1 pseudogene is annotated in these 1,109 nt (G+C 38.6%); it reads left to right on the forward strand.

Annotated features, from left to right (window positions below):
• Window positions 1-1,109: pseudogene (locus tag ACFIKE_RS11075) on the forward strand (hypothetical protein); the annotation flags it as partial.

Consider the following 1,109-nt stretch of genomic DNA (forward strand, 5'->3'; position numbering starts at 1 on the left):
TAAATGGTTCCCAGCTTTTTGAAACAAATAAAAATGTTACGACTGTAACAAGTGATCTCAAAACAGCATCTGAGAATGTAGCCAAATATTTTGGTGGTGGTGCTAATTATAAAGATGGCGCGTGGACCGCTCCTACATTCAAGGTTAAAAACTTCACAGCTGATGGTAAAGAAGATGGTTCAAAAGACTATACCGATGTAGGCTCTGCTTTTGCAGGAATTGATACGAACTTCATAAATGTAAACAAACATCTGAATACTGTTGTTAATAATTTTAATGACAAATTAAACGATATTAATAAAGAATTTCAAGGCGATGCCTTATTGTGGAGCAAAACTGATAAAGCCTTTAGTGCTATGCACGGAGAGGGGGAAGACAGAAGATCAGGTAAAATTAAAAATCTTGGACCAGGTGACTTAACAAGCAACTCAGAAGAAGCCGTGAATGGTGGACAGCTGTATACACTGGGTACCAATCTAGCTAATTATCTTGGTGGTGGTGCTGACTTTGGAAATGGAAACTCAGAAGGTCCTACTTTTAAGATTAAAACTTTCGATACTGATGGAGAGGAAAAAAGTGAGACTTATCAGAATGTAGCTGATGCGTTTGAGGGTGTTAATACGGCTCTCACGACTGTTCAGAATAAATTGACTGAACAGGTTAACAATGTGATTACTAAAGTGGAAAGTGAGAGCTTTGTTCAGCAAGATAAGACAACACATCGTCTCACTATTGGAGCTGCGGTAGAAGGTGGTGAAATCAACATTGCCAACAAGAATGGTGCGTCTCGGACTCTTTCTGGTGTAGCTGCTGGTACTAAAGAACCTGATGCGGTGAATTTTTCGCAATTAAAAGATGTCAAAGAACAAGTAGCAGCCAGTAGCTTCGTTAAACAGGATGCAGAAACGAGACACATCAGTATTGGAAAAGAAACAGATGGTGATAAAATTGATATTGCCAACAACAAAAATGAAAAGCGTACCCTTACAGGTATAAAGGATGGCGCGCTCACAGAAACTTCAAATGAAGCAGTAAATGGTTCCCAGCTTTTTGAAACAAATAAAAATGTTACGACTGTAACAAGTGATCTCAAAACAGCATCTGAGAAT

This window comes from Bartonella sp. MU70NMGDW (assembly GCF_042194085.1).
GTDB lineage: Bacteria > Pseudomonadota > Alphaproteobacteria > Rhizobiales > Rhizobiaceae > Bartonella > Bartonella grahamii.